Here is a 19,940-nt window from a genome sequence, read left to right as displayed (position 1 = left end):
AGCGGAGGGAATATTGACTGTAGAAGTATCTTCTGCTTACCTCATTTTCAATTGTGCTATTTATGACCATCTGATAAAGTAGTACCTTATCTGAATTAAGCCTGAAGTCCAGTAATAAAGGACTTCAGGCTTTGGGGGATACATTGTCTCCTCATAAAAAGGTAATTAATCTCTATTATTCAAGAAATCTCTCTAATCCTTTTTCGAATCTGCTGGTTTTGCTTCTTTCAGGTACGAAACCTACAGATTGTAATCGTATTGGAAAAGGGGATAGAACTCATCTTCCAAGAATACGTTCGCATCAATAACGAAGTTGGAGATGAGGAGCATCATGATGTTGCGCTTATTGATTCAATTCTTCAATAGAATATTTTTATTGAATAAGCTTTCAACAATGTGTTATACACAGAATCCAATACTAGTATTTATACCATTGAATAAAGGCATCATTATCTAAAATTGACTATTATGAATGAGTTCATGTTACGACTCCTGCTATTTGTCATGGGGATAGGGTATACTATCTTCGGAAGTGCTCAGAATAAGTTAAGCGGAAGAATACTAGACGAGCATAAACAAGGGATAGATGCAGCTGTAGTTATGTTGGTTTCTTTGCCTGACAGTATTCTTGTAGAAACAAAACTTACTGATAGCAATGGACAGTTTTCCTTTTCGTTACAAAAAAGAAAATTCATTTTATGCGTACGGGCATTAGGTTACCAAGAGATAAGGCAAAATTTTACCCCTACAAGTTCCAATAATCTCCCCGATATCCAGATGGTACCAGATGAGTTTATCTTGAAAGATGTTGTTATAACAGCACGTAAATCTCGCTCTATGGTAGTTTCATCTAATGGAAAAATACAAATTCATGTTGCACAATCTTACCTTACTGATATAGGAAATGCATTGGATGTCCTAAAGTCTTCTCCCGGGATTTCCGTAAATAACAAAGGTGAAATATCTTTAGCCACCCTCGGAGGTACAGCTATATATATCAACGGAAAGAAGTTGATGCTGCAAGGAGAAGAACTTTCTTCGTATCTTCGTACTCTATCTTCATCGAATATTTCCCGAATAGAAACTTCTCCTAGCCCTGATGCTAGTTTTAGTGCAGATGGAGCTGGTGGTATTATTAATATCGTTTTGAAAACATCTGAAAGACTTGGCTGGTTGTTAAATACAACTCAGGGCGTTGCTTATTGGGAAAACCTAAAACAAAACTCTGATATTGCTCTATCATATAACACGAATAAGTGGCAGTTAGGCTTTAACTATAATCATAGTATGGGATATCATGCTATGAGTTATGGCTATGAGAAGATTCTAAACGGAGATAAAAGCTTATCTGAAACAGTAGACACAGACAAACGAAATACTTACTCGGCAGGTATTGATTTTTCTTTATGTTCTAATAAGAAACACAAGTTATTCTTAAATAGTACAATAAACTTACTTACCGGACCTGGCGAAACACAGACTACAACCCATATATATAGAACGATAGACAAATTGGAAGGCATACTAAAAGAACGTAATAATTACATAGAGCAGAGAGCGATTCGATACAACAATAGTATTAATTATCTATTTCAACCTTCTGAAAAACATCAATTATCATTATCAGTTGATTGGACACATTTTGATGGTCTGTCACGCTGTGAACAACCTAATGATTACTATTCGGCAACCAATTCGCTTGTTCGTTCGGATTTCTTTTATTCACAACCTGATAGGAAAATTGATATTTATGCGCTATTAGCAGATTATAAATATAATCCAAATGAACGGAATAAATTACTTGCAGGCATAAAAGCATCCTTTATCAAAAGTGATAATGTTTTTCTTTTCAGAAAGAATGGTATTCTTGATTGGCAACGTTCAAATGTATTCTATTATGATGAAAAGAATGTTGAGGGTTACACACAGTATACATACTCTTGGGATAAATGGAACCTAAGTGCAGGACTGCGTATGGAGTATATGTGCACTCATAACAAGTTAGATGATTATAATTATAAAAATACAGAGGAGAATAACCATAATAACTTGCGATTATTTCCTAATCTGAATATCGCATATATGATTAATGAAAATAATAAGATAGCACTTTTGTATAGTAGACGTCAAGACAAACCACGATATGAAGACCTTAATCCATTTGAATATCTACTGGATGAATTGTCTTATTGGAAAGGTAATCCTTTTCTAAAGCCTCAAATAAGTAATAAAATCATGTTGAACTATACATGGAAGAGTTTATTATTAAATTTATATTACAATAAACTTGACGATTATTTCACTTCGCTCACGGATGTATTTGAGAATAGTAAGATGATTATGACTACAAAGAATATCGGTACACAGAAACAAGTTGGATTGGAGGCGACTTTTTCTAAATGTCTTGCTCATAGGTGGAATCTTAGTACAAATATAGGGTTCTATTATTTTGTGAATAAGCTAGATTACGAAACATATAGAATCCTGTATAAGCGTCCATCTTGTTTCTTTTCTGTGAGTAATAGTATCCTTCTTCCTTTAGGTATTAGCTTTGAACTGTCTGGACGGTATTATTCAAGGCGCCAAGGAGGAAGCTATGAGGTAAACAAGCCAACAGGATGTGTTGATTTAGGTTTTAACAAGAGTTGGTGTAACGGACAGATGCGTCTATCTCTATTGATGACAGATGCTTTACATTCTGAACGGTGGGACAACTATGGAGTAAAAGATGCTTTAAATTTATCATCTTGGGGGTATGGTGAGAGTCGTAAAATAATATTACGATATAGTTATATTTTTAGACAGCAAAAACTCGACAGAACAATGAAAAATATTGAAGAATTAAATAGATTATAATTATATTACGACAGCGAGAAGCTGCATAAATCGTGCTTATATTTTTAGAGGAAACAATCTCCGAGAATTCAAATTAAATAGATTGCTTTAAAGGAGCTAATATGTTTTTGTGGTAGATTTGAATGAGAATATGAGAAATTCTTATTTTTTTCGGACAATACCATACCTCGAATGAGAAACGCCTGCTCTGGGCGAGTAGGAAAGGAATGAATACACAATAATCTCCCCTCAGTCCGCAGAGACGGAATGAGGGGAGAATAGAAGAGGATGAGTGTCGAAAGTTATTTCACCACTTTGCGACCATTTACAATGTAAACACCATGGTCGGGGGTAGATGTTTGGCGACCAGAGAGGGTGTAAGTCTGAGGGGTAGTGGCAGCATTCGTAGTGTTAGCCTTAATGCCAGAAGGATTCACCACTTCGACTAGGATATCCACCACTTTACCATCGTTACCCAAGAGCGTATTGCCTTCAGCAATAGAACCACCTGCATCAATGTTGTCCCAGTCGATCTTGAAACGAAGGCGGTAGCGTCCAGCCTTTTCGGGAGCCTTGAAGGAAAACTCTCTCGACATGCCAGGGTTGTTGTTGGATTGTGAGCTCACTCCGTCAGCATTCTTTTGTTCGTTGTGGTAGTAGCTGCAAGCCACGAGTTCGGGGTCAGAGATATTTTCCACTTCAAATTGTCCGCTTTGGTCAGCATCGAGATAGAAGTATGCGTGCATCCAGCTACCTTGCCAGTTCACTTGAGAAGTCACCAGAGTACCGCCTTCTTCCACTTTGAGATATTGGGAAGCATCGGTGGTCAAGTCCACATAAGCCTTCTTGTTGTTTGGCATCGTGTAGGTCACCTTATTGCCATCAGCTAGTGTGAATACCAAGTTTTTGAGCGTACGTCCTTTGTTTGTCGTATTGGCATTGGCATCAAAGTTGAGCGCATAGAGAGGTTTCTTCACCTGAACCTTGATGGTAGCAGACTGTCCACCAGAAGTGGTCACTTTGAACGTAGCTTCACCTTCCTTCACACCATACACCACACCATCTTTAATGGTTGCGATTTCTGGGTTTTCAGAAGTCCACTGCAAAGTCTTATCTGTAGCATTAGTGGGAGCCAAGAACCACACGAGAGCTTTGTGCTGTCCAGGAGCCACTTCCACAGGAGCATTCTCAAAAGTGATGCCTGTGGTGGCTACCGCTGGGACTTTGCTCTCACGACCATCAAACACAAACACAGATGAAGCAGGGAGAGTTAGGGTGAGCTCGGTGTCGAGATTGATGGCTTGTCCTTCTTGTAAGCCTTCAAGGGCTGCTTGGTTACCGAAGGCCTTAGTGAAGATGTAGGTGTCTGTCACGTGTGCAGGCACTTCGAGGGCTTTGCGCAAAGTGGTTTTGAATACTTGTGGCGTAGCAGCGGGATTGCGCAGTGCGAGAGTGGCTTTCGGGCCATTCCAAGAAGCCCAGCCGTAGACTTCCGCTTTAGAACCCGTCCAAGGATTTCCGCCTACCCAGTGAGCATCGGGTAACACATCGGCATTGTTTTTCTGCCATTGCAAGCACTCTGCAAGGTCGCCCCACAGACGTCCACCATGGATGCGATTCATCAGCGCGTAGTCGTTGTAGAGTTCCACCATACCAGAACCACAAGCGAAGGCACAACGGAGTTCGCGCACGATGCCGTCATAGTCACGCGATTTGGAGACATTGCCAAAATCGGAGAGGATGAATCCGTGCGTCATCAGTGTGTTGATGGGACAGATAGGAGAGTTTTGCACAAAGTTTTGGTACACCAAGCGGTCGCGATAAGTGATCCACTTTTCACGGTCGGTGCCTTGGTTTCCGATTTCACCATAGTCATTTTCTTGACGCCACACCGCATCGGTGTATTGGAACCAGAAAGGAGATGCCCAGGTGCCGACTGTAGTGTTGAAGAAGATGTCGGGCTTGATGGTTTCGCGCACCATGCGTTCTGCATTGATGATACCTTCTGCATTCTCATCGCCATTGGCATCGTTTTTGGGGCCAGTAGCAGAGAAGAGATCACTGATACCATCAAACTTGAAGAAGCGGAAATCATAGTTGCGCTTGTTGCAAAGGTCGGTGATTGCTTCGGTGAAGACCTTGTAGTATTCAGGGTTAGAGAGTTGCATGCCACCCTTACCGTTCCAATAAGCTCGGCGGTAGTTACCACTCTGTCCATAACCACCAACAGGCCCAAGCCAAGCACCGATGCCTGAACCCATAGATTGCGCTAAACGGTCTGTTTCTGCAAATCCATTGGGGAAGTTTTTATTGAATGTCCATGTGCCATATTGATCCCAACCATCGTCCCAGACAAAGGAGTTTACGCCCACTTTGTAGCGGTCATAAAGCTGCTTTTTCCATTCACGCACCACATCTTCGCACTGATAGTCGTGCATATTGCCTGTGTAGTTGCGGTCATTGTTGCGATCGATGTTAAGCTCGTACCAAGAGATATAGGCAGGCATGGCACGCCAGGGCACAGCACGCTCACGCTCGCTGTAGGCGAGGAACGAACGACGGGGTTGCTCTTTGGCCACAAGTCCCACCACCGAACTCACTTTCCATGGTTGTGAAGGAAGAAGTGTGGTGTTGCGACTCCACAATCCTTGCAACGCCACACTCTCTGCGGCTGCGAGGTGCAAGGTGTCGGTTTGTTGAAGCGTTACGTTGATTTCTCCGTTCGAATTGATAGCCTCGTCTTTGGTTTGCGCCAAGAAACGCAGGGTATAGTTACCTGAGAAAGGAACATTGAATTGGAAAGTGTTGCGGTTGTTTTGAGTTCCGGTCTTTCCTTTGTGATAATCATAAGCTACCGCTTTGCCATCTGCATCAAGAAGGTCGACACCCACGAGATTGAGTGCGTGATTTCCACTCTTATATTGGAACTCTGTAGTCATGACACCAAGTGCCGTGAAATACACAGGTACTTCTATTTGTCGAGTATGACCAGCCTCATAGCCCAGCTCTCCCACACGCGAAGGATAATGCTTTACGGGTTGCCAATCCGATGCTGCCCACTTGGTTTTCAACACAGCATTTTCTCCCATGGTCTGGCTACCTTCTTTGGCGGGTTCGGTGGGAGCTGCCTCTTTTTCGGCCTTTTTGTATTGAAGTTCCGAACCTGGTAGCAAATCTTTCACCACCACCACTTTACCAAGAGGTTTAGAGAGCGAGATCTGTCCGTTAGAGGTGATTGTCTCGGTCTTGGTTTCTACAAAATAGCGAAGAGTGTAGACACCAGCTTCGGGAATGTTGAGCGTATATTTGTTGTTGCTATGATTGCCACCAGCATAACCTGTGTGGTAGTCTTTAGCCACAACTTCTCCTTGGAGGTTCACCACATCGACACCAATGATGTTGAGACGGTGTGTTCCTCCTTTGTAGGTGAAAGTAAAATGCTGTTCGCCCTTTTCTTTGAAGTTAACGTATCCTCGAGTACCTACGATTTCGTCAGTCTTAAATTGCTGCAGCAAGTCTTTGGGAGTAGCCTCACCAGGTGTCCATGAAAAAGACTGGTCAGTCCATGAAGTGGGCGAAAAATCTCCTTCGCTCTCTACACCACCCACAGAATTCTTGCCCGTAGGAGTTTCAAGTCCAGCAAAAATCTTGTCGCTTAACAGCACAGCCCCTCGCGTGTTGCCCACTACTTTAGGGGTGGATTTAGCTTTCACGGCATCCACTTCGTAGAGCATGGGAAGCACTGCATTCATTTTCACGTTATCGGAGGCCTTGAGTTCGATTTCGGTGCGAATGTAGTGGCTACCATCTCTGAGGATAGCGCGCCATGTCACAGTAAGTTTGTCTTTGGTGAAGGTAGCTTCGATGGCCTTTCCAGGAAGTTTCTCTGCGCCACGAGTTGCTTTGGCGTTGGCAACATAATTTATTTCTTTTACCCCACCCACGAGTGTCATTTCAGACGACTTTATCACTTCGTTTCCATTTCCGAGGCGTAGTTCAAAGAGTTCTGTCCCTGCTTTCAAATCCATTTCAGGGCATCCTCCGAAGCGAAGTTGCTGACCTTGCAGTGTGAAAGTGGCTGTGAGGAGCTGATTCTTCAGCACATAGTTTGTTCCACTATGTTCTAGAAGTGCTACGCCAGCTTGTTGTGTTTGTGGGAAAATCACACTTTGCGCCTTGGCAGAAGGGATTTGCAAGGCAAGTGTGAGGAGGGCGGCAGAGAGTGCCATCGTAGTCGTTTTTCTATTCATGGACAAATAGACTGCTTTTATGGTACAATAATGTTTCTTGCGTGCTAGATTTGAATAAGAATTTAAAGGAAATTCTTGAAAGTTGCGGCAAATATACACAAATCTTTCATTTTACCCAATGAATAGGTGTGTTTTTATAGGTGTAGATTGCAGTTTCTTGCAAAAATATGCTATTGTCGCAGGTGGAAAATAAAATATGACGTGACCAGAAGACGAGGCAAAAGCAAGCATCATCGGTTGGGGGGGTTTGAGATTGTCGAAAAAGAAATGAGCAAAAACTCCGAGATATATGAGCTAAAGTCGGAGTGCATTAGAAAAATGTCGGAGATAAGTTGGGAAAAATCCGAGCATTTTTTGGAAATCTCGGAGAGTTCAAGTCATTCTTTTGTTGGAGAGAGGCAAGAGGAGCTTTTGGGGGAGGGAGAAATAGCAACGTCCGTGTCAAGATAGCATCACTTGACACGGACGTTGTTCGTAGAAAAAGGAGGATAAAGCGGTAAGACCTTTTAAGAGTGGTGCGTGGTTATTAGTAGCACTCGCACCAGGATTGTAATAATTAGATTTTCTTGTTGAGCCAAGTGCCGCGGCGCATGTAGAGAAAACTCCCAAGGAGTAGGGTGAGTGAATAGAGGAGTTCTGCACACCAAGCTATGGTGAGGCTGCAGCGCAAATGGAAAATCACATAACCCACGTAGATGGTGTAGAAAAAGAGGGCGATGAGTTCGATGACGAGAGCAGAGCGCGTGTTGCCCGAGCCAGAGATGCAATTGAAAAGAATGTAGCCTGGAATGAGTAGGGTGGAACTCACACTCAGCACACGGAGGGGTTCGATGCAAGCCGCAATGGTGGGAGCTTCGTTGGTGAAGATGCCGATGATAGGTTCTGGGAATATCCACAAGATGACCCACAAGGGCACGATGCCCACCACGGCCATGAGAGTGGCACGCTTAATCATGGGCACCACCGCTTCTCGATGGTCTGCTCCAAGGAGGTTGGAGGTGAGGGTAGAGGCTGTGGAGGCAAACGCCACAAGGGTGACGAACATGAAGTTGGAGATGGCGCGCATCACGTTGGTAGCTGCCAGTTCGCGCGAGCCCAAATGCTCCACAGCGATGAAGAAAATGAACCAAGTGGCGAGGGACAAGAAGTTTTGCACCATCGTCCAAATGGAGATGTTGAGCATCTTGCCCAGAAGACTCCACTTGAATTTGGGTAGTCGGTGTAGCGCATATTTGTGGTAGTCTACTTTCCACCACGTATATCCGATGAAAAAGAGCATAGAAAATCCGCTGGCCAACGAAGAGGCGATGGCGGCTCCAGCGATGCCGAGTTGGGGAAATCCGAAGTGACCAAAAATAAGCAAGTAGTCGAACACCACATTGCTCAGCACCATCACGATAGAGTTGAACTTGAGCGTCCCCGTTTGTGTGGTGGCCACAAAGAATGCGCGAAAGAGGCAAGCGACCATGCTGAAGTAGATGCCCCACATGCGCCACTCCAGATAAGTCCATGAGGCTTCAAACACTTGAGGGTTGCTGATGAGTCTTGCCAAAAGATAGGGTCCTGCGGTTTGGATGAAGAGGAGTACCAGCGTGGAAGTGACGGTGAGGAAGGCCAGGCTGTGGTAGAACACCACGCCGATGTCTTGGTAGTTCTGCTCGCCGTTGCGACGTCCCATCAGGATTTGTGCGCCAGAACAAAAACCTAAGATGAGCATAAACACCACGATGAAGAAGATGCCACCCAAGGCGGAAGCACCTAGTTCGATTTCTCCCACGCGCCCCAAGAAGGCCGTGTCGGTCATGCCCACCAATTGCTCCACCAGTGCACTAATAAGCACGGGGAATGCGATTTTCCAAATGTCTCGAAAGGAGTAGTGGGAAAGGAAATTCGTGTGGTCAGATGAGTGAGTGTCCTGCGACATATAGTAGAAATAGCGTAATCGTACGAAGCTGAGGCGAAAAGTCTGGCGAGCCTCACTTGACGTAGTCGGTGGTTAGTTTTCGGAAAAGAGATAGCTTCTCGATAAAATGGATTTGCAAAGATACGGATTTCGGGTTAGATAAACTTGATTGCCCCAGTAGAAATGCGTAACTTCGCGTTCAAAATCAGTATAAAGAAGAATGAAACTTCATTTCTTAGGCACGGGCACTTCTATCGGTGTCCCACAAATGGGCTGCTCATGCAGTGTTTGTCGGTCGGAAGATCCGCGAGATAAGCGGCTGCGCTGCTCAGCATTGTTGGAGACCGATGACCATCGACTCATTCTCATCGATTGCGGTCCAGACTTTCGCACACAGATGCTCCGATTCATCGCAGAGCATCCCTACACCGACGACAGGTCGGTGCCTTATTCTGTGCGCAAGATGAGCGAGATGAGCGACGAACAAGCACGCAAGATGGGGCTGCACGAAGCCCCTCGCTTTGACTATGCCATGCCGCGCATAGAGGCGGTGCTGCTCACCCACGAGCATTTTGACCATGTGGCGGGACTAGACGATTTGCGCCCCTTTAGCTATTTTCATTCCATAGATGTTTGGGCTGAGCCTAACGTGGCTGAGACCATCATCAACCACATGGGCTATGTGTTTGGCGAGAAACATTATCCCGGTGCTCCCAAACTCACCATGAACCCACTGGAGGAGCATCAATCCATCACCATAGGCGACAACGAGATTGTCCCGGTCAGAGTGTATCATGGCAAATTGCCCATCCTCGGTTATCGCATCGGACCATTGGCCTATCTCACCGACATGTCTCAACTGGGCGAGCAGGAGTGGGGGAAACTTGAAGGGGTGGAAACTCTCGTGGTGAGCGCGCTACGCGATGAGCCACATGCCACGCATCAAACCATTGAAGAGGCCATAGCCTTTGGGCGAAAAGTAGGAGCCAAGCGCACCTATTTCATTCACATGTGTCACACAGCAGGCAAACAAGCCGATAGGGATGAGCAACTGCCCGAAGGTTTCCGCTTTGCCTACGACGGACTGACCATAGACTGCTAAAAGCATGGGCAATTCCGCCAAGCTAGTTGGTCAATCCGCTCAAAAATTGTAATTTTGCAGCCAAAAGAAAGAATAAACCCTATGGCAACTCCAAAAATCATGCTAACGGGCGACCGTCCCACTGGCCGTCTTCACATCGGACACTACGTGGGTTCGTTACGTCGTCGCGTAGAACTTCAAAACCAAGGTGACTTCGACAAGATGTTTGTCTTCATTGCCGATGCACAAGCCTTGACCGACAACACGGACAATCCCGAGAAGGTGCGCCAAAACGTTATCGAAGTAGCCCTTGACTACCTAGCTTGTGGTCTCGATCCCGAGAAGGTCACTATCTTTATCCAAAGCCAGATTCCCGAACTTTGTGAGTTGGCTTTCTACTTCCAAAATTTGGTTACGGTGAGCCGTTTGCAGCGCAACCCAACGGTGAAAACCGAAATCGGTATGCGTGGATTTGAAGGAAGCATCCCCGTAGGCTTTTTCACCTATCCTGTGTCGCAAGCTGCTGACATCGCAGCTTTCCGCGCCAACGTGGTGCCCGTGGGGGAAGACCAACGCCCCATGATTGAACAAGCCACAGAAATTGTGCGCCGTTTCAATCACATCTATGGCGACACCCTCATCGAACCTAACATCATGCTCCCTGACAATCAGGCTTGCATGCGCCTTCCTGGTATTGATGGAAAGGCTAAGATGTCTAAGTCTTTGGGCAATTGCATCTACCTCTCTGAGACGGCTGAGGAAATGGGTAAGAAAGTGAAGGTGATGTACACCGACCCCACTCACCTCTCTGTCAATGACCCTGGACACGTGGAGGGTAACACCGTTTTCACCTATCTCGATGCTTTCTGCCGCGATGAACATTTCGGTCTTTACCTCCCCGACTATGCTAATCTCGATGAGATGAAGGCGCACTACATGCGTGGCGGTCTCGGTGATGTGAAGTGCAAGAAATTTCTTGAGAAGGTGCTCAACGAAACCCTTGAACCTATCCGCGCTCGTCGCCTAGAGTTCCAAAAGGATATCCCTGCTATCTACGACATGCTCCGTCGTGGTTGTGAAGATGCTCGTGCTGTGGCCGCTGACACGCTAGCCGACGTGCGTCGCGCTATGAAAATCAACTATTTCGATGATGAAGCGTTGATTGCAGAACAAGTAAAGCGTTTTGCTCAAGACTAAAGAGTCCTATCTTATCGAAGATTAACTGCCTAGAAAAGCAAAGTTTTTCTGCGAGGTTGAAAAGGAAAAGTGGAGCTGCGTGTGAAAAATACGCAGATTTCTTGGTTGTGCCAAGAAAATATGCTACCTTTGCACCTCGAATGGCCTAAGTTGTCTTCGGATGGTTCAGGTCATCACCTCCGAATAATAATAATATCGATATAAACAACAATGAAAAGAACGTTCCAACCCCACAATCGCAAGCGAAACAACAAGCATGGTTTCCGCCAGCGTATGGCGACTGCTAACGGTCGTCGTGTTTTGGCTTCTCGTCGCGCTAAGGGCCGCAAGAAGCTCACTGTATCTGATGAAGTACACGGTAAGAAGTAATCCTTCTCCCTCGTTCAGACAGAACAACTCCTACAAGAGCAGCTCGCAAGAGTTGCTCTTTTTTGTGTTGTGTTTGGTGCTTCTGTATGCCTCTCCTAAGCATGCCTTCTCGGTTGTGCTGTAACGTAGATTCAAAATCGAAAACGCGTGCTTTCATTCTGTGTGAAAGATATTTTGTATATTGGAGATATTGCAGTAACTTTGCAGAGTTATGACCTTCAAAGAATTTTACCAAAGACTGACAGGGCGATATTTGTGGGGCAATCTCCTTGCCATGTTCATTACCCTTGTGGTGGTAGTGGTCGGCTTGTTTGTCTTTCTTCATTTTTATACGTATCACGGCGAGACTATCGCTGTGCCTGATGTGCGCGGACAGCGAGCAGAGGTAGCCATACGCAAACTAGAGGCTATGGGCTTGCGTGCCGAGGTGGTGGACACGGGCTATAACCCCCGTGAACTAGCCGATGTGATTCTAGACCAAGACCTTTTACCAGGCTATGAGGTCAAAATGAATCGCCTCATCCATCTCACGGTCAATGCTGGTTCTCCACGTCCTGTGGCACTTCCTGACATCGCCGACAACTGTTCTTTGCGAGAAGCGAAGATGCGTTTGGAGGTGCTGGGCTTTCGATTGACTCCCATTCGTCGCATCCGCGGTGACCGCGATTGGGTCTACGCTGTTGAGGCGCGCGGTAAGGAGGTGCGCACTGGCGAACGTCTAAATGTCAACATCCCCCTTACACTGGTGGTAGGAGATGGTGCAGAAGAAGAGGTGTTCAATGGCAATGACTCTCTCGACCGCATTTATTTCTCTCGCGACACCACCATGCTAGTGGGCGAGGAATAATTCTTTTTTTGTCTATTCTAAGAGCAGTCTTTAGTAGGACGGCTTTTCCATACATTCATTTAGCCCATTTATATGACGCAAAACATGAGTTTTGAAGAAGAACTTGATTTTGACGAGCTCGAAATGCCTGCTCCTTCTAATGAGGAGGTGGAGATAACCGCTACTTCGGGCGAGGGTGAGCTCTATGAACACTATCGAGTGGTGGCCGATAAAGGACAGCAACTCTTGCGTGTCGATAAGTTTCTCATCAATCTCATGCACGACACCTCGCGCAATCGCATCCAAGCGGCTGCCGAAGCAGGGTGCATCCATGTCAATGGGCGTGCTGTGAAGAGCAACTACCGTGTCAAGCCCAATGATGTGGTGACTTTGATGCTCAATCGCCCTAAGTTTGACAGCAGTATCAAACCTGAGGAGATGCCGCTAGAAATTGTTTACGAGGACGACCAACTCATTGTAATCAACAAGCCTGCTGGCCTCGTGGTTCACCCAGGTTGTGGCAACTATAGTGGTACTTTGGTCAACGGCCTTGCTTGGCACCTGCGCGACAATCCAGACTATGATCCCAACGATCCCACAGTGGGGCTGGTGCATCGCATCGACAAAGACACAAGCGGCTTGCTCGTGGTGGCAAAAACGCCAGAGGCCAAGACAAGTCTTTGTGCGCAGTTCTTCCACAAGACAACGCGTCGCAAATATCGTGCTTTGGTGGGGGGTAATGTTCAAGCCGATGAAGGCCGCATCGAAGGCAATATCGGGCGCAATCCGAAAGATCGCATGCAAATGTCGGTCTTCCCTGTGGACAGCGGCATTGGCAAACCTGCAGTGACCCATTATCGCGTGTTAGAACGCTTTGGATATGTCACGCTGGTGGAGTGTGTGCTCGAAACAGGTCGTACGCACCAAATCCGCGCTCACATGAAGCATCTCGGACATCCCCTCTTTGCCGACGAACGCTACGGCGGACATCAAATACTCTGGGGCACCAACAGTGGCACCTATAAGAGTTTTATCCACAACTGCATGAGTCTCTGTCCCCGTCAAGTGCTGCATGCCTTGACCCTTGGATTTCAGCACCCCACCACGGGAGAGGAGATGGATTTTACCTCACCACTTGCCGATGACATCGTGGCACTCCTCGAGAAATGGCGCACCTATATCGGGGGACTACAAAAGAGTCTCTAAACTTTTGCGGGTTTCATCGTTGAAACCTCTCTTTCGTGGATGGATTATTCCACTTTTGGGTAGAAAAATCCTCTTTATAAGTTGAAGTTGCTCATTCTTTGGATTGCACTCAATTCTTCTTTGGCTAAAGTTTTCCATTCTTTGGATAAAGATCTCACCTTCTTTAGGTTAAATTCTCCAGCATCTTAAAGCCGAAGCAATAAGTTTGCACTTCAGCTTCCCATCCATTGCATCGCTAATTCCTATATATCTCAATGAAGAAGCAAATCGCTATTATTGCCGGAGGTGATTCCTCTGAGCATGATGTGTCGCTGCGCAGCGCGGCAGGTATCCTTTCGTTTATGGATGCCGAAAAATATGATTGCTACATCGTAGAACAGCGTGGCAACGCCATGCAAGTTCTTGTAGAAGACGAGAAGATTCCCATGAATCTCCACGACTTCTCCTATCAATATCAAGGCGAACGTCGCACTTTCGACTTTGCCTACATCACCATTCACGGCACCCCTGGTGAGAATGGCATACTTCAAGGCTATTTCGACCTTATTGGTCTTCCCTATAGCACCAGCGGTGTGTTGGTAGAGGCCTTGACCTTCAATAAATTTGCCCTCAACAATTATCTCCGTTCCCTTCCTAATCTCCATGTGAGTGATAGCATCATGGTGCGCCGTGGCATGACTTTGCCCACAGCCTCTGAGGTCGTAGAGCGAGTGGGCCTTCCCTGCTTCATCAAACCCAATGCTGGTGGTAGTTCCTTTGGTGTGACGAAGGTGAAGACCGAAGCTGACGTGCTTCCTGCCATCGAAAAGGCCATGAACGAGAGTGATGAGGTGATGATCGAGCGATTGTTGGTCGGCACAGAAATCACTTGTGGCTGTTTCCGTCGCAAGAATGGAGAGGTAGTCACCTTCCCCATCACAGAAGTAGTGGTGAAGGGAGTAGAGTTCTTCGACTATGAAGCCAAATACGAAGGTAAGAGTGACGAAATCACTCCTGCGCGTATCGCTCCCGAAACGGCGGCTCGTGTGAGCAAAATGACACAATATATCTATCGCCAGCTCGATTGCTATGGCATCATACGCATCGACTACATCCTCTCGGGCGAGAAAGGCAACGAACAAATCAATTTGCTCGAGATCAACACCACGCCTGGCATGACCCCAGCCTCGTTCATTCCTCAGCAAGTTCGCGCTTCTGAGTTTGAGATAGCCGATGTACTCTCTGAAATCATCGAGGGCAAGTTCGCATAGTCGGAACATATATCTCCTGGATGCGAGCCATCATAACAATTTATCAAAGAATCCACCTAATACGTAGCTACTATGCAACATATTCCTGCGGAGTTTGACGATATCCGGCCGCGCACCGATGCCGAGATACGCCCAAGCTTTCAAAAACTGCTCCACGACCGTCTTTTCATGCGCGTGCTCCGCGGTTTTGTGCCCTGGTTGCCCGTAAGCTGGATTCGCGCTTTCCTGCGTTTCACCTTCCTAGGGGTGAATAGTGCGCTAGGTTTTCAGAAACGCTATATGCTCCGTGCCATGCATCTCCTCATGTGGCGCACCACCAAAGGAGTGAAACTAGACCACAGCGCGCTCCAAGAGAAGCGAGCAGGATATACCTACATCTCCAATCACCGTGACATTGTGCTCGATGTGGCAATGCTTGATGTGTTGCTGATTGACCACGGATTTCCTAACACAGCCCAAATTGCTATTGGTGACAATCTCTTGGTTCACCCTTGGATTGAGCAGTTTGTGCGCATGAACAAAGCTTTTCTTGTGCGCCGCTCCGTGGGTGCTCGTCAACTGCTTGAAGCGAGTAAACACATGAGCCGATATATGCACTACGTCCTCGGCACGCGTGAAGACAACATTTGGATTGCGCAGCGCGAAGGCCGTGCGAAAGACTCTAGCGACCGCACACAACCTGCTGTGCTCCGCATGATGACACTCGGAGGCGAGGGAGATCATTATGAAAATCTCCGTCACATGGATTTGGTACCCCTCACCATTTCTTATGAATATGACCCTTGTGACTATCTGAAAGCCAAAGAGTTTCAGCAAAAACGCGATGATGCCACGTTTAAAAAGTCGAAGCAAGACGACCTCGACAACATGCGGGTGGGTATCCTCGGCAAGAAAGGGCGTGTGCACTACCGAACGGCTGGCAGCATCAACCAATGGTTGGAAGAATATAAAGACCTTCCTGCCAAAGAATTCTTTGAGGCGGTGGCTGCGCGTATTGACAGCTACATCCATGCAGGCTACGAGTTGTATCCCAACAACTATGTGGCAGCCGACCTTCTCGAAGGAGGACAGCGATTTGCAACCCACTACACGGCCAAAGATGTGGCGCGCTTTGAAAAATATCTTCAAAGTAGACTCGATCTTATCGATTTGCCCAACAAGGATGAGGCTTATCTGCGCGAACGCATGCTCACCATGTATGCCAATCCTCTCTACAACTACCTTAAAGCGCACGAAGGTTAATCTCTCCGCTTAGCATAATCCGCACTCGTTTCATCATGTTGCCTATTCCTTTAAAGCCTTTTTTCACTCGTTTGCTCCTCCTCATCTTATGGGCGATGGGAGGCTTGCTACTGGCACAATGCGCCAATGAAGAAACCCCTCTCGAACCCTTGCGCAGTGATCTCATGATGGTGCGCACTGATGCGAGAGCCGTCATCACAGACTTGGTGACAGATGAAGGAAAGAGGCTATCGGTCACCAATCAACTTCGTGGTGTACGCGCCGATACCACCTATCGGGTGCTGGCCACTTACCGACCCATAGAATCTTCTTCGCAAGTGTGGGTGCGCCACGTGGTGAGAATCCCCACGGCAAACCCTGTGCAGCTGAAAGAACAAGAGCTGCGCGATGCACCTGTTCAGCTGTTGTCGCTGTGGAAGAGTAAGACATTCCTGAATCTCCGATTTGGCATTCCCAAGAGTTTTCATGGAGAGCACACCATCGGATGGGCCTTTCGTGGCCTCTCGCAACAGGCCGATGGACATCGGAAACTCCAGTTGCAACTTTATCACAATGCCCATGCCGATAGGCAGGACTATTCGCAAGAAGCCTATCTCTCTTGCCCCCTCGAGCCTTTCTCTCAATGGCTCCTTGCAGGGCGGGATAGCATAGTGGTGCAACTCAACACGCTCAAAGGGGTGCACACGCAGACCTTTGCCTATTGACCCCCATTTTTGAGGTATGAAAGAGGCGAACGATACCTCCCTCCGCTAAGCTAATAGCCATATTCTCAGCAGTATTTTGATTCATATATAAATATATTTGTCTAAAACCACCTCTCGCATGCTCCTATCACCAGAAAACATACAGCAACAAACGCGTGCTTTGTGGGAAGTTGCTAACCCCGAAGCCACGCCTGAATTCCTCGATCTCTACTTTCAACGTCGCTATGCCGATGAGCGCAATGTGACGGTGCGCCACGATGGCAAAGTGCAAGCTGCCGTGCAAGTGCTTCCTTACAAGTTTCTCTTCGGTGGAAAGGCTCTATCAGTGGGGCATCTCAACGGACTATGCGCAGAAGCAGGTGCCCAACAGCAGCAGCTCACGGCAGAATTGCTGCGCCAAGCCCATCGAAAGATGTATGAAGAAGGGCAATTGCTTAGTTTTTTCATACCACAAGATGAGAAACAGCGCAAAGCCATCGAGAAGGAGCAACTAGGTAGTTACTGGACGGCTACGCATCGCTTGCTCGTTCCTTTTGATGTCCCCGAAAATTATCGTCCTGATCTCAATTTAGACATCCTGCCCGAAACCACTCTGGGAAGAGAATTGTGGACTTTTTACAACACCTTTGGAGGACGTCATGACTATGAAGTGCGTCATGATCGCGATAGTTTGGAAACAGCCATTCAAGCGCATCTGCAAGAAGGAGGACAACTCTTGGTGGCGCGTCGTCGCGGTAAGATGGTGGGATTTTGCTTGGTCATCAAACAACCTCGCATCCTCAAGAGTGGCAAACCCTCTAAGAAGGATTGCTATGGCCACATCCGCTTTATGCTCACCACCGATCAAAATGTGGTTTATCACTTCCGCCGTCGTATAGGCGAACTCCTCGAAGTGAACGAAGTGGCAGTGACTGGCGGTTGTCCTGGCCATGGCTTCAAAGAGTCAAAACCCTATGCCATGGCTCGCGTGATTGACGTGTTGGGTTTCCTCCAATTCTTGGGACGTGTGCATCCTGGACTGCAACTTACCGTTGGCATAGAAAATGATGAAGACATCCCTGAAAACAATGGTTACTACGAACTCTTTGAGGGCGAAGTGCGCATCCTTGAGCAACGGCCCGACAACGTGCTCACTGCTGGTGGCCTAGCAGCTCTTTTGCTCGGAAGCCAACCCGTACAATTGCCCCTTATGCTCAATGATTGAATCATCAGTGTTGATTAAACATCGGTGGCTTCGCACGACACGAAGCCACCGGTGTTTTCTTTTATTAGAGCGTATGGACCATGTTCTGCGCGCTTGTCAGACTCTCTGTCGTCATCTCCCGACAATGGTGAGTGGGATGGTGGTCTTAGTTTTTGCTTCGCTCTCTGTGCAGGCACAGTTGACGCAAGTGCTCCCTCAACGAGCTCTGAAGCAATGGAATATTCCGCCAGGTAATTACAGTGGCATCACCCCCTTAGGCAATGGACATTATGCTGTGGTCAGCGACAAAGCCCCTCGTTTAGGTTATTTCGAGTGGAAGATTGAGCAAGATAGTCTCACTGGACAAGTAAAGCAAGTGACCCCATTAGGCTTTCGTCCGCTTCAAAGTCCTCCTACCGAAGGAGTGGCTGATCATGATGCCGAGGATCTTATATTTGATGCCCAGCACAAGCTATTGTGGGTAGCCAACGAAGGGAATCAAACGCTCACGGCTTATGATACCGCTACAAAGCAAAGGGTGGGAGCTTTGGATATTCCACCCTATCTCTCGAGTGATAGTGTCTTCACTAACCTTGGTTTTGAAGCTCTGGCCTATGATGTAATCACCCGCCAGTGGTGCAGCACGAGTGAATCTCCGCTTCGCGTAGACGCTCCTGCACGTCCAGAAGGCCTCTCTCTCACTGCGCCTCTCGACCTTCGCCTCACCCTTTGGGATAGCACCTTCTCTGCGCAGCGCATCTTGCCCTATCGCATGGCAGCCCCGCAGTTGTCAAGGAAAGCTCGATACTATCTGCATGGCGTTACTGCACTTTGTTTTTTACCCAATGGAGCTTTACTCGTGATGGAACGGGAACTCTCGGTGCCCCGAGCCTATATAGGGGCGAAATGTCATCTGCGTTTGCGGTGTATTCCTGCTGATGCTGTGCAACTTGCTGAGCGATTGGGAAGTAGACTCATCTCCTCTTCAGTAACAGACAGTTTAGTTTTTTCTCCCTCTCTGCTTCACGCTCTTGCACCTCAAACACAGGTGATGGATGTGGCACAGTGGCGCACCCATCTCGATGTATTTCGTCGTGGTTTTGCCAACTATGAAGGTATGTGTTTGGGACGTCGTTTGGCAGACGGCCGTCAGACCATACTCTGTGTGAGCGATGCACAAGATGGAGTAGGGCGTTGCGGAGTGCATCTCCGCGATTTCCTCCGCGTGGTCGTGCTGGATCGCGAATGTACAGATTGAGGTCGCAATTTGCCTTTGAGCATCTCTTCCGTTACCCCTCTTCTGCTGCTTTTCTCGTTGTGCATACCCCCTATATCATGGCTTTATGAATCTAAAAAACGAGGGTGTTTCGACTTAAACTACTAAGTTGTCAGAACTTTTTTGCTGTTATATCGCGTCGGATTTCTGCATTTTCAATCGAAAATCCGCCTAAAATGACCTTCCTCGCGTACGCGTACGCGAGATGAGTCTTCGACGAAGTGTTCTCTTGCGCTGTAGACACCCATGACGATAGACTCGTAGATGTTTTCACTATATCTCCCAGTTGCAAAGAGAAGTCTCCCACAGTTTTTATGAAATCTCTGAGATTTTCTCCTCAATCTTCCCATGATTTCCACACTTCTTCTAGCTCTTCTCACAAGCTTCTTCCATCATTCATCGACACAAATATGCTATTTCTTGATTCCTCAGAACGTTTAGGTGATTTCGTCGTCAATTTGCTCTATGCATTGGGCAGCCTCATTGGCACCACGCATTTCACCATCAGTCCCGACCCACCGCAACCGAAGTTTGCTGCCGAAGTTGGGGTGCTGAGTGGGGTGAGCTATGAGCAACCCATCGGTGGGAAATTCTCTCTCGTGGGCAAAGCAGGGGTGA

The 19,940-nt window shown here is 47.1% G+C and carries 14 protein-coding genes; 12 read left to right on the top strand and 2 right to left on the bottom strand.

Translation table 11 applies throughout. The annotated features are described in order from the left end of the window. Window positions 1-468 precede the first annotated feature (468 nt). A complete protein-coding gene (locus tag HMPREF9999_RS04860) occupies window positions 469-2,856 on the top strand; it encodes an outer membrane beta-barrel protein (protein ID WP_009437321.1) in 2,388 nt (795 codons plus the stop codon). Window positions 2,857-3,137: 281 nt separating this feature from the next. On the opposite strand, the gene HMPREF9999_RS04855 is transcribed toward HMPREF9999_RS04860, so the two are convergent. Next, window positions 3,138-7,085: an Ig-like domain-containing protein gene (locus HMPREF9999_RS04855; protein ID WP_009437320.1), complete on the bottom strand. Its 3,948-nt coding sequence runs from the start codon at window positions 7,083-7,085 to the stop codon at window positions 3,138-3,140. A gap of 556 nt (window positions 7,086-7,641) precedes the next feature. Then, entirely contained in the window at window positions 7,642-9,009 is a 1,368-nt protein-coding gene (locus HMPREF9999_RS04845) for an MATE family efflux transporter (RefSeq protein WP_009437318.1), read from the bottom strand. A gap of 199 nt (window positions 9,010-9,208) precedes the next feature. On the opposite strand from HMPREF9999_RS04845, the gene HMPREF9999_RS04840 reads away from it, so the two are divergent. The 11 genes from HMPREF9999_RS04840 to HMPREF9999_RS04790 form a co-directional block, all read left to right on the top strand. Continuing rightward, entirely contained in the window at window positions 9,209-10,090 is an 882-nt protein-coding gene (locus HMPREF9999_RS04840) for an MBL fold metallo-hydrolase (RefSeq protein ID WP_044063133.1), read from the top strand. 81 nt (window positions 10,091-10,171) lie between these two features. Then, complete coding sequence (trpS, locus tag HMPREF9999_RS04835) at window positions 10,172-11,266, top strand: tryptophan--tRNA ligase (protein ID WP_009437315.1); 1,095 nt, start codon at window positions 10,172-10,174, stop codon at window positions 11,264-11,266. A gap of 210 nt (window positions 11,267-11,476) precedes the next feature. Further along, the gene (gene rpmH / locus HMPREF9999_RS04830; protein WP_009437314.1) at window positions 11,477-11,635 is read left to right on the top strand and encodes a 50S ribosomal protein L34; all 159 of its coding nucleotides are present in this window, start codon (window positions 11,477-11,479) and stop codon (window positions 11,633-11,635) included. Between the two features lie 211 nt (window positions 11,636-11,846). Beyond that, on the top strand, window positions 11,847-12,482 hold the full coding sequence (locus HMPREF9999_RS04825) for a PASTA domain-containing protein (protein WP_009437312.1): 636 nt from the start codon (window positions 11,847-11,849) through the stop codon (window positions 12,480-12,482). A 72-nt stretch (window positions 12,483-12,554) separates the two neighbouring features. Beyond that, window positions 12,555-13,667 carry an RluA family pseudouridine synthase gene (locus HMPREF9999_RS04820; RefSeq protein WP_009437311.1) on the top strand — a complete coding sequence of 371 codons (1,113 nt, stop codon included), beginning with the start codon at window positions 12,555-12,557 and terminating at the stop codon, window positions 13,665-13,667. A gap of 254 nt (window positions 13,668-13,921) precedes the next feature. Beyond that, complete coding sequence (locus HMPREF9999_RS04815; protein ID WP_009437310.1) at window positions 13,922-14,917, top strand: D-alanine--D-alanine ligase; 996 nt, start codon at window positions 13,922-13,924, stop codon at window positions 14,915-14,917. A 72-nt stretch (window positions 14,918-14,989) separates the two neighbouring features. Continuing rightward, entirely contained in the window at window positions 14,990-16,159 is a 1,170-nt protein-coding gene (locus HMPREF9999_RS04810) for a 1-acyl-sn-glycerol-3-phosphate acyltransferase (protein ID WP_009437309.1), read from the top strand. Between the two features lie 35 nt (window positions 16,160-16,194). Then, window positions 16,195-16,863 (top strand): hypothetical protein, encoded by a 669-nt coding sequence (locus HMPREF9999_RS04805; RefSeq protein ID WP_009437308.1) that lies wholly within the window; start codon window positions 16,195-16,197, stop codon window positions 16,861-16,863. Between the two features lie 97 nt (window positions 16,864-16,960). Continuing rightward, window positions 16,961-18,067, top strand: a complete 1,107-nt coding sequence (locus HMPREF9999_RS04800) for a GNAT family N-acetyltransferase (RefSeq protein WP_044063131.1) — start codon at window positions 16,961-16,963, stop codon at window positions 18,065-18,067. Window positions 18,068-18,140: 73 nt separating this feature from the next. Then, the gene (locus tag HMPREF9999_RS04795) at window positions 18,141-19,304 is read left to right on the top strand and encodes an esterase-like activity of phytase family protein (protein ID WP_198144622.1); all 1,164 of its coding nucleotides are present in this window, start codon (window positions 18,141-18,143) and stop codon (window positions 19,302-19,304) included. Window positions 19,305-19,636: 332 nt separating this feature from the next. Further along, window positions 19,637-19,940 (top strand): hypothetical protein (locus HMPREF9999_RS04790; protein WP_198144621.1); only part of this gene is annotated, 304 nt, incomplete at its 3' end.

It is taken from the genome of Alloprevotella sp. oral taxon 473 str. F0040 (assembly GCF_000318095.2).
Classification (GTDB): domain Bacteria; phylum Bacteroidota; class Bacteroidia; order Bacteroidales; family Bacteroidaceae; genus Alloprevotella.
This window is presented reverse-complemented; position numbering and strand designations above follow the sequence as displayed.

Excerpts from the sequence above, each read along its gene's own strand:
- HMPREF9999_RS04860 (WP_009437321.1), top strand. The coding sequence starts at position 469 with ATGAATGAGTTCATGTTACGACTCCTGCTATTTGTCATGGGGATAGGG.
- HMPREF9999_RS04855 (WP_009437320.1), bottom strand. The coding sequence starts at position 7,085 with ATGAATAGAAAAACGACTACGATGGCACTCTCTGCCGCCCTCCTCACA.
- HMPREF9999_RS04845 (WP_009437318.1), bottom strand. The coding sequence starts at position 9,009 with ATGTCGCAGGACACTCACTCATCTGACCACACGAATTTCCTTTCCCAC.
- HMPREF9999_RS04840 (WP_044063133.1), top strand. The coding sequence starts at position 9,209 with ATGAAACTTCATTTCTTAGGCACGGGCACTTCTATCGGTGTCCCACAA.
- trpS (WP_009437315.1), top strand. The coding sequence starts at position 10,172 with ATGGCAACTCCAAAAATCATGCTAACGGGCGACCGTCCCACTGGCCGT.
- rpmH (WP_009437314.1), top strand. The coding sequence starts at position 11,477 with ATGAAAAGAACGTTCCAACCCCACAATCGCAAGCGAAACAACAAGCAT.
- HMPREF9999_RS04825 (WP_009437312.1), top strand. The coding sequence starts at position 11,847 with ATGACCTTCAAAGAATTTTACCAAAGACTGACAGGGCGATATTTGTGG.
- HMPREF9999_RS04820 (WP_009437311.1), top strand. The coding sequence starts at position 12,555 with ATGACGCAAAACATGAGTTTTGAAGAAGAACTTGATTTTGACGAGCTC.
- HMPREF9999_RS04815 (WP_009437310.1), top strand. The coding sequence starts at position 13,922 with ATGAAGAAGCAAATCGCTATTATTGCCGGAGGTGATTCCTCTGAGCAT.
- HMPREF9999_RS04810 (WP_009437309.1), top strand. The coding sequence starts at position 14,990 with ATGCAACATATTCCTGCGGAGTTTGACGATATCCGGCCGCGCACCGAT.
- HMPREF9999_RS04805 (WP_009437308.1), top strand. The coding sequence starts at position 16,195 with ATGTTGCCTATTCCTTTAAAGCCTTTTTTCACTCGTTTGCTCCTCCTC.
- HMPREF9999_RS04795 (WP_198144622.1), top strand. The coding sequence starts at position 18,141 with ATGGACCATGTTCTGCGCGCTTGTCAGACTCTCTGTCGTCATCTCCCG.